6 protein-coding genes and 2 pseudogenes are annotated in these 9,021 nt (G+C 64.0%); 1 reads left to right on the top strand and 7 read right to left on the bottom strand.

The window, feature by feature from the left end; genetic code table 11:
• Positions 1–79 precede the first annotated feature (79 nt).
• The 5 genes and pseudogenes from F0Q45_RS21925 to F0Q45_RS21905 form a co-directional block, all read right to left on the bottom strand.
• Positions 80–885, bottom strand: a pseudogene (locus tag F0Q45_RS21925) (SDR family NAD(P)-dependent oxidoreductase).
• 101 nt (positions 886–986) lie between these two features.
• Positions 987–1,742, bottom strand: coding sequence for a 5'-methylthioadenosine/adenosylhomocysteine nucleosidase (locus tag F0Q45_RS21920; protein ID WP_149655930.1), 756 nt, complete (start codon positions 1,740–1,742; stop codon positions 987–989).
• A gap of 75 nt (positions 1,743–1,817) precedes the next feature.
• A complete protein-coding gene (locus F0Q45_RS21915) occupies positions 1,818–2,696 on the bottom strand; it encodes an SDR family oxidoreductase (protein WP_149655929.1) in 879 nt (292 codons plus the stop codon).
• 76 nt (positions 2,697–2,772) lie between these two features.
• Entirely contained in the window at positions 2,773–3,543 is a 771-nt protein-coding gene (locus tag F0Q45_RS21910) for a DUF2127 domain-containing protein (RefSeq protein ID WP_149655928.1), read from the bottom strand.
• 84 nt (positions 3,544–3,627) lie between these two features.
• On the bottom strand, positions 3,628–5,301 hold the full coding sequence (locus F0Q45_RS21905) for a PE domain-containing protein (RefSeq protein ID WP_149655927.1): 1,674 nt from the start codon (positions 5,299–5,301) through the stop codon (positions 3,628–3,630).
• A 170-nt stretch (positions 5,302–5,471) separates the two neighbouring features.
• On the opposite strand from F0Q45_RS21905, the gene F0Q45_RS21900 reads away from it, so the two are divergent.
• A complete protein-coding gene (locus tag F0Q45_RS21900) occupies positions 5,472–6,629 on the top strand; it encodes a Zn-dependent alcohol dehydrogenase (protein ID WP_149655926.1) in 1,158 nt (385 codons plus the stop codon).
• 18 nt (positions 6,630–6,647) lie between these two features.
• Here the strand turns inward: F0Q45_RS21900 and F0Q45_RS21895 are convergent, their stop codons facing one another.
• Both F0Q45_RS21895 and F0Q45_RS21890 read right to left on the bottom strand, forming a co-directional pair.
• Positions 6,648–8,225, bottom strand: a complete 1,578-nt coding sequence (locus F0Q45_RS21895; RefSeq protein WP_149655925.1) for a flavin-containing monooxygenase — start codon at positions 8,223–8,225, stop codon at positions 6,648–6,650.
• Positions 8,222–9,021 (bottom strand): annotated as a pseudogene (locus F0Q45_RS21890) (monooxygenase); the annotation flags it as partial. The gene F0Q45_RS21895 and the pseudogene F0Q45_RS21890, both read right to left, overlap by 4 nt.

Here is a 9,021-nt window from a genome sequence, read left to right as displayed (position 1 = left end):
GCCGGGTGCCAGGCCACCTTCATGACCGAAAAGGCGCCGGCAATCTGCCAGACGGAAGGACTATCCCGTTGAGGCAAGCTCAGCCGCGTTTCATGGCGGGGTGGTTGCGTGCCAGTAGCGGCAGCATCCACTCGGGTGGCATCACCCGGAAAATGGCCGCCGCGACGCGATTGACCCGACCCGGGACCACAACGGCCTTGCCGGCCGCCAAACCATCGATTCCCGCCTGCGCCACCTGGGCGGCAGATTGCCACATGATCTGCGGCAGCGTGTTCTCGGCTTCTTCTTTGGTGAACCCGGCCGCATCGCCGAACGCGGTATCCACCGGCCCCGGGCAGAGCGCCGTTGCAGAGACTCCGGTACCACGCAACTCGCCACGCAGGCTATGAGTGTAGGACAGCACGAACGCCTTGGCCGCGCCATAGGCGGCTTGTCCGGGCAACGGGCCGAACGCGGCCACCGACGCCACGTTGAGCACTGCGCCACGATGACGTTCGACCATTCCCGGCAAGAACCTGCTGCACAAGTCGACGATTGCAGCCACATCGACTTCGACCAAGTTAAGCTCTTGCTCTGGAACCGATTTCGCCACCCGGCCGAGCGTTGATAACCCGGCGTTGTTGATCAGTACGTCGGGAATCAGGCCGAGTGCGGCAATGCGGTCCGCCAAAGCAGCCCGGTCGTCGCGCTGTGACAGATCTGCGGCAGCGGATGGGCTTGCGGGCCCAGCCTTTGCGCCAGGGCTTCCAGACGTTCGACGCTACGGGCGACCAACGCTATCTGATAGCCACGCTCGGCAAGGATCCGCGCGAACTCCGCACCGATACCCGACGAAGCCCCGGTGATGATGGCGGCGCGGTCGTTTTCCGGTGGCGGAAGAGCCATTGGCTGACCCTACCGGTGCCCTCCAGGTCCTCACCGGTGCGGCCGGCCTCAACGGCCGAGCAGGCTAAGGTCAAAACTCCACGATCGTCAGCATGTCGACGTCAATCCAGCACGGGCAGCACGCGCAGCACGATCTGGGCGGAGCTGGTTGCGACTTCACTGACGAACCGATTGAAGTCCAACCCGGAATCGCAACCGGCCAAGTCCGATAGCGCACGGATGACCAGCCAAGGAATGGCGAAAGATTCGCAAACCTGAGCCAGCGCGCCGCCCTCCATTTCGATTGCGCGGCCGCCGAACTCGTTGTAGAGCCGCTCCCGGGTGCGCTCGCAATGCAGATACTGATCGCCGGTCAAGATCGTGCCATAGCTGATATGCGGCCGCCGGCCACTGCCTCCTGCGGCAGTCGATAACGGTGAGAGCCCAAAGTTGTCGAGGCGGCGCCGGATACGATCCATCAGTGCAGGATCTACCGAATAGCCGAGGCGTTCAGTGGGTTTGATGAAGGGAATATGGCCAGGCTGGTATGGCTGCAGCCGCTCGCCCTCGACTAGACCAAAATCGTGTTGCACCACCCGGTCGGCGATGATGACGTCGCCGATCTGTAAGCCGGGATCGAGTCCACCGGCGACTCCGGTGAAAACGATAGCGCTGCAACCGAAGCGGTCGGCGAGCAAGGTCGCGACCAGTGCTGTGTTGACTTTGCCCATGCCGGTCGCAGCGAGGACGACCCGACGGGCGTCGAGCAGGCCGGTATCGAAAGTGATCCGCGCAATCTCCTGGTGCTCAGCCTCGGACATCAACGCCAGCAGATACGACAGCTCGCGCGGGATCGCGCAGATGACGCCGATCGTCACAACGGGTTACCCGGCAACACATACATGTCCACTCCTCAACCGTCGCCGCTCCGTCGAGCGTCTGGCACACGCTGCCTACCGCACCCGGGGATAACCACCCGATTGTGCATGCGGCCCACTCCGGAATCGTTTGAGGTAGCCGATCAGGCGACGGGCCGGGACCGCCTTTGGCCAGTCGTCGGCGCGGAAGTATGCGTCGGATCCGCCGTCAATGAAAATGACACTGCCGCAGAGGAAGTCAGCTGAGTCCGACAACATGAAGCAGATCCAGTCTGCCATATGTCGCACGTCTCCGAAACCACCAACTGGGATGGGGAAAGACCGAACAGCTTTCGCCTGGGCGGGCGTCGACAGCTGCTCTTGCAGCAATGGCGTCATAATGGCCCCCGGCGCCAGCGCATTCAGGCGTACACCGGATCCAGCCCACTCCGGCAACACTGCTTGGCGTCGAATCCAGCGACTCACAGCGATTTTCGACGCGGCATATGCCATCGTCGGCGCTGCCCTGCCGTATGGCCGCACCGAGCGGACCGCCTTATCGGGGTCGTGCGCCAGGAAGGCCCGCACAGTCCTGGCGGGCACCACCGGAACCGTTGTCGTGGAGTTGCTGGAAATGACGACGACCTTGGCGTTCCCGGCAGCGGCCAGCGCCGGCCGCCATGCTGTGAGTAGGTCGACAACTCCGAAGTAATTCACCTGCGCAATCAAGCGCGGACGGTCGCGGCCCGGCCCGGGCCCTAGACCAGCGGCCAGCACAGCACCGTCGAGCCGGTTACCGCAGGCCGCAAGTACGGCCTCAGCAGCCTGCGCGCGTCCGCGCGCTGTCGCTAGGTCGGCGACGACATCGGCGTTTCTGATATCGACACCAATGACCGCGTGCCCCTCACTGCGAAGCCGGGCCGCGGTCGCGTTACCCATCCCAGACGCCGATCCGGTGACTGCATAGGTGCCCATACCGACCTCCGTTTACTGCTGGCCGCGATATGCCCAGCTCCGCGTGGCTAACTCACCGGTACGCGGGAGCGGCGGATCATACCGCCATAGCCGCGCGCTCGAGGTCGAGCAGCTGGTCGCCGTGCCGTTCTTCGTCATAGGCCTTGCGGCCACCGCGCAAGCCGAACAATCGCTTGGAAATCAACAGGTAGAGCACGGCAGCCACGTTGATAGTGAAAGTCACCATGCGGGTCATGGTGATTCCCTTTGTCAGGTCATAAATCTCCAGCGGCAAAAAGACCGAGGTGGCCACCACGGCGAAGTACTCGCCCCAACGTTTCAGCATCCACAGGCCGATTCCTTCGATAACCTGCAGCACGGCATAGGCGGCCAGTAGGAAAGTTATCAACGCCAGGGTGGATGGTTTGGCGGCTAGCGCCTTCTCCAGTTCGTGTATCGCGGCCATTTGATCGACCTTGAACCCAGCCGCACGGAATACCGGTAGATCGCGATCGAGCGTCGCTTGAATGGCGCCGCGGGCCCCGCGGAACTCCCAGACCGCCCAGGCAGCGAGCGCCAACACCATCGCCCGCAGCAGGCGTTCGACGCCGAGCGCACGAACAATGACGGCCTGGCGAAGCGCCTTTCCCCGCATAATCAGCGGTGCATCCTCAGGATGGCCGCGTCCACGCGGCTCGCCGAGCGTGAAGTCGCCGCAGCGCAGACAGCGCCATACTTCGCCGAGCTTCGTGTTGGCGCTGAGCCGTTCTGCCAGTGCCGCGTCGTCGGGTGCGTAGCTGGCATGTCCGCTCACCGCACACGCGATCAGCTCCCAACGGTTGACCCCAGGATGTTCACGCTTGGCCACCAGCCGATCATTCAGGGCAGGCAGCGAGCCATGCAAGAGGGCGCGCTCACCGGCCCCGGACCCGCCCGCTGACCGGCAACAACCTCACCGTGCGTCGAAATTGTGCAGGGTTTGTCCCGATCCCTCACTCACCGTGACATAACCTGCGCCGTCGGGATGAAAGGCGATCGCCTCACCCTGAGACTCGCCCTGAACCACCGGCCCGGCGACGACTTGCTGCCCGAACGGCGCCCAGGCGCTACTGCCCGTAACGCGGTTCCACAGCAGCACGTCGCGGTAGGTCCGCACCGCCAGCTGGGACCCGTCGGATGCGAAGTCAGCACTGGTGACCAATCTTGAGTCGGCGTGTGCCATGTCCAGCGTTGCGACGTGCTGCCAGGTCGTGGCACCGCCCCACCCGCTGTCAGATGTCGAAAACACCCGCGAGACAGCGCCGCTAGTTTTTTCGATGACCATCAGTTTGTGAGTGACCGGGTCAACTGCCAGTGACTCCGAGTTGATTTTCTCGCCATTCGGGTAAGCCAGACGCAGCTTTTGGACTCCGGTGAGCGTGTCATTCGTTGGGTTGGCCGCGGTGCCCGTGACGGTCGGTTCAGGGACACGGTAGATGACGACGTCGCTGCGGGACAGACCGTTGTCGCCGATATCGCCGACATAGAGATACGACTTGCCATCAGGCCCCCTGGCGACTTCGATGTCCTCCCAGTCTCGGGCTGTGGCACCACTGAGTTGGTAGGTCGCCAGCGTTTGTCCAGTCTTCGCATCGATCGCAAAGATACGGGCCGTATCTCCTGAATCGTTATGCACCCAATACACATTCGGGTTTTCGATGCCGGCGTCAATGCCGGAGATCTCCTCGAGATCGCTGTTCGCGATGGTCGCACCGTTGGACGAAGAAATGTCACCATTCCGGGCCGCATCAACCGCGTTCTGCTCGGGAGGCCCGCCCGGATCTGTCGGTTCGTTGACCTTGGCGCCCGGCGCGCCCGCGGCGCCATCATCACCGGCGGCTTGTCCACCGGCGCCGCCCGCCCCTCCGGGGCCTGGGCTTCGGCCGGAACCACCGGTGCCGCCGTTACCGCCGTCGCCGAGTAACCCGGCGTTGCCCCCGGCACCTCCGGCGCCGCCGATGGCGCCGGGGCCTCCGTGCCCGCCGGTGCCGCCATTACCGAACAACAGCCCGCCGTTGCCGCCACGACCACCCGGCGGCGCGGGTCTGGCAGCATCTGCGCTGGCGCCTCCCTGCCCGCCCGCGCCACCATTGCCGATCAAGCCAGCGCTTCCACCATTGCCCCCGCCCTGGCCGACACCGCCAGACCCGCCGTTGCCGCCGTTGCCGTACCACAAGCCGCCGGGCCCGCCATCTTGCCCGGTTGCCGGCGCACCGTCGGCCCCGTCACCGATCAGCGGTCGGCCCACTAGCGTCAATGCGGGCGCATTGATCACATTGAGCGCTGCCTGCGCCAACGGGTTCGCGTTGGCCAGCTCGGCGGCCGCGTACGACTCGGCACTGGCCGCCAACGACTCCACGAATCTCTGCTGCCAGGCGGCCATCCGCACGCTCAGCGCCTGATACTCCCTGGCGTCACCGGCAAACAGCGCCGCCACCGCCGCCGACACCTCATCCGCTGCAGCAGCTAGAAGTCGCGTGGTCGGCAGTACCGCCGCGGCGTTCGCGTCGCTCACCGTGGCGGCGATAGCGGCCAAGTCCGTCGTGGCCGCGGACAACACCTGCGGAACCGCGAACACGTGCGACATCGTCGTCCCTCCACCCGGTAATCAATCGGTTGATGATATAGGCGCGCGGCCGTGGCGGCGCTCAAGTTTTCGACCAACTAATCAATCAATTGATAGTATGCCCGGCGAGGGACTCTGAAACCGGTTGCCGGTAGCGCCGCTGCACTGGCCAGACCAGAGGGCGAGGATGGATGAGAAGCCGCGCGGCCATCCTCTACGAGTACGGGCGTCCCTGGACTGTTGAAGAGTTTGACCTCGATCCGCCGCGAGCTGGAGAGGTTCTCCTACGGCTGGTCGCCACCGGACTATGCCACTCCGACGAGCACATTCGTCAGGGGCGGCTAGCGCCTCCCGCGGCCACCTTGCAGTCTTTGGGACTACCCGAGATGTCGCCGACCATCGGCGGGCACGAAGGCTCCGGCATCGTGATGAGCGTCGGCGCGGGGGTAAACCGCTTCACCCCCGGCGATCATGTCGTGACGTCGTTTGTCGCGGTGTGCGGCCAATGCCGATGGTGCGCCTCGGGCATGGAATACCTGTGCGACAAGGGATCTGGGACGCTTGCGCCTGGCATGCCGACCGACGGCACGTTTCGCCATCACAGTGCTGACGGCCGAAACCTGGGCCACGTATCCAAGATTGGAGCGTTTGCCGAGCACACCGTGGTCTCCGCCGATTCCCTGGTCAAGATCGATCCAAGCTTCCCGCTGATGCCCGCCGCACTGCTGGCATGCGCGGCTCCCACCGGATACGGCTCGGCAGCGCGCCAGGCCAACGTGCGCGGCGGCGACACCGTGGTTGTCATCGGCGCTGGCGGGATCGGCACCGCCGCCATCCAGGGCGCGCGGATCAGCGGCGCGGCCCGCATCATCGCGGTCGATCCCATCGAGTTCAAGCGCGTTTCCGCACCGACGTTCGGCGCCACCCACACGGCGGCGTCGGCGCTGGAGGCAACAGAGCTGGTGCGCGACTTGACCCGTGGTGTCATGGCCGACGCGGTCGTCGTCGCACCCGCGATGATCGCAGCGGCCGACGTCGACGCGGCACTGAAGCTTACCCGCAAGGGCGGCACATGCGTGCTCACCGGCCTGCCGGCGCCGCAGACACATTCGATCGACATCGCGCTGCAAGACTTCATCTTGATGAATAAGACGTTGTCGGGCACTGTGTTTGGCACCTGCAATCCCAGAAGTGCTATTCCACTGCTGGCCACGCTGTACGGGTCCGGGCAACTACTCCTCGACGAAATGATCACCAAGCGCTACGCGCTGGCGGACATCAACGATGCCTACGCCGATTTAGTCGCCGGCCAACTTATCCGCGGGGTCATCGATTTCGACCTGGGGTGAGCATCCGCATTCGCGAACCTAATGTGACCGGGCCGGCAAACGATTCGATCTAGCATTGACGAGGTCCTGTCGTCTCGGCAGCGGCGCGCCGATACGGTGCACCCAATCGCGCGGACGTAACCGCCAGGTGCGGCGGGCGTACTCCAGCTCGGTGTAAGGCCACTGGGTAACGATCCGGCCGGTGGGTGAGCGGAAATAGCTGTCGCACTGAGTCCAGATGGATCGCTGTAAGTCGGAGAAAAGCTGATCGTTATAGCGCTTTTCAGCCTCGGGACGCACGTCGAGGTATCCCCCACGACGTGCCAGCCGGGTTGCCGCGCTGGCCACCAGGCGGGCGCCGGCTTCCAGGATATAGACGATCGAGTTGCCGCCCTGGTTGGTGTTGGGACCGTAAAGCATGAAAAAGTTTGGGAAGCCTGGCACCGCCACGCCCAGATAGGCGCTGGGGTCAGCCCCCCAGCGCTCGTGCAGGCCCTCGCCCCCAGCCCCCACAACCTCGATGCCCGACAAATACCGCGACGTCTCAAAACCGGTTGCCAATACAATCGCATCGGCGTCGATGACCTGTCCGCCTTCAGTGATGATGGAGCTCTTGGTGATGCGATCGATCGGACTGGTGACCAGATGCACATTATCCTCTTGCAGCGCCCGGTAGTAATCGTCACCCAGCAACACTCGCTTGCACCGAAACGGATAGTCGGGCGTCAGCGCGCGCCGCAACGCCTCGTCGGTCACAGTGCGCTCCAAGAATGACGAGGCGAACTGGCTGCGCACGTTGACAACTGGATCGTCGGCCATGGTCGCGGTGTTGTCATGCTGGAACTTCCAGATTTGCCACCGGGTACGCCACGTGGCCAGCGGGTTGCGCGCGAAGCGGGCCAATTCCGTTGCGCTGTAGGGACGGTCGTCTTTTGGGACCATCCACGGCGGGGTGCGCTGAAACACGGTGAGGCGTTCGACGATCTTGGCTAGTTCGGGAACAACCTGCACCCCGCTGGCGCCGGTACCGATCACGGCCACGTCCTTGCCGGTCAGGTCGATGCGGTGATCCCACTGAGCAGTGTGCATGAGGTCGCCCCGGAAGTCTTTCAGCCCTGCGATGTCGGGCAGCTCCGGCGCCCCGAACAATCCCACAGCACAGACGACGACGTCCGCTGTCAATGCGGCGGCCTGGCCATCATGGTCCAGGTCCAAATTCCACCGCCAGCTATCGTCGTTCCAGCGGGCGGCTCGTACCCTCGTGCCCAGCATGAGGTGTCGCCGCAGATCGAAATCGTCGACAACCGACTCCAGATATGCCAAGATTTCCGGCTGCCGCGCATAGGTGCGGCTCCAGGATTTGTTGAGTGCGAACGAAAACGAGTACAGGTGACTCTGGATATCGCAGGCGGCACCGGGATAGGTGTTGCGCCGCCAGGTGCCGCCTACCCCGTCGTCACCCTCAATGATCACGATGTCGTCGATGCCGACCCGACGCAGGGCCACCGCCGCGCCGAGCCCGCCGAACCCGGCACCGATGATCGCTACCTTCGGCGGGCGGCGCCGCCGTGTCACTGCTCGCAGCTTGCCGCTCAAGTACCGCCGACGAGTTATCATGGGCCGAAATCCGCACCACGGATTTGGAATCCGGCCATATTCCCGCTCGCGCGCCACGCTTCCAAGATGTCGGCGTACTCGGTTGGCCCACCAAAGAAGAAACTGCCCTGCCGAGTCTTTGCGTCCGCCTTTCCTTCTCGGTTGTAGTAGCCGGGCGTACACGACTGGGCCCGCTCAACGCTCGCGGTTGAACGCTGCAAAACTGTGTCGACCCAGGCGGCTTCGGCACTGGGTGAAGCCTCGAATTCGGTGACGCCGCGCTCCAGCGCCCAGGCGATGATCCACGCGGTATGGATCGCCTGAATGTCAAGCAAATAAGGAAAATTCACCGTTAGCCCGGCCTGGGCGATACTTTGGATGAAGCAGTTCGGAAAGCCGTTGGTGCATAAACCGTGGAAGGTGCGCACCCCGTTACGCCAGCTTTCGGTGAGCGTGACGCCTTTTCGGCCGGTCAGCTCGAACCCGGTGCGCCTGCAGTAGTCAGTGCCGACCTCAAAACCCGTCGCGAAAATCAAGCAGTCGAGCTCATGGGTCACTCCGTCCACGACCACCCCTGATTCGGTGATGCGCTCTACTCCGCGACCTCCAGTGTCGACCAGTGTGACATTGTCGCGGTTGAACGTCTGCAGATATTCGTCGTGAAAGCACGGCCGCTTGCAGAAGTAGCCGTACCAAGGTTTGAGCGCTTCCGCAGTGGCACGGTCCGCCACGATCTCATCTACCCTCGCCCGGATCTCGTCCATCTTGCTGAAATCCGCGATCTCGAGGTCGCGGGTGCGTTGCTCGGGGTCAACAC

The sequence above is a fragment of the Mycobacterium simiae genome (genome assembly GCF_008370645.1).
Lineage (GTDB): Bacteria > Actinomycetota > Actinomycetes > Mycobacteriales > Mycobacteriaceae > Mycobacterium > Mycobacterium simiae_A.
The sequence above is the reverse complement of the archived record's forward strand: the minus strand, read 5'-3'. Positions and strand labels throughout refer to the sequence as shown.

Bases quoted from the DNA above. Each gene is read 5' to 3' on its own strand.
- F0Q45_RS21915 (WP_149655929.1), bottom strand. From the start codon at position 2,696: ATGGGCACCTATGCAGTCACCGGATCGGCGTCTGGGATGGGTAACGCG.
- F0Q45_RS21905 (WP_149655927.1), bottom strand. From the start codon at position 5,301: ATGTCGCACGTGTTCGCGGTTCCGCAGGTGTTGTCCGCGGCCACGACG.
- F0Q45_RS21900 (WP_149655926.1), top strand. From the start codon at position 5,472: ATGAGAAGCCGCGCGGCCATCCTCTACGAGTACGGGCGTCCCTGGACT.
- F0Q45_RS21895 (WP_149655925.1), bottom strand. From the start codon at position 8,225: ATGATAACTCGTCGGCGGTACTTGAGCGGCAAGCTGCGAGCAGTGACA.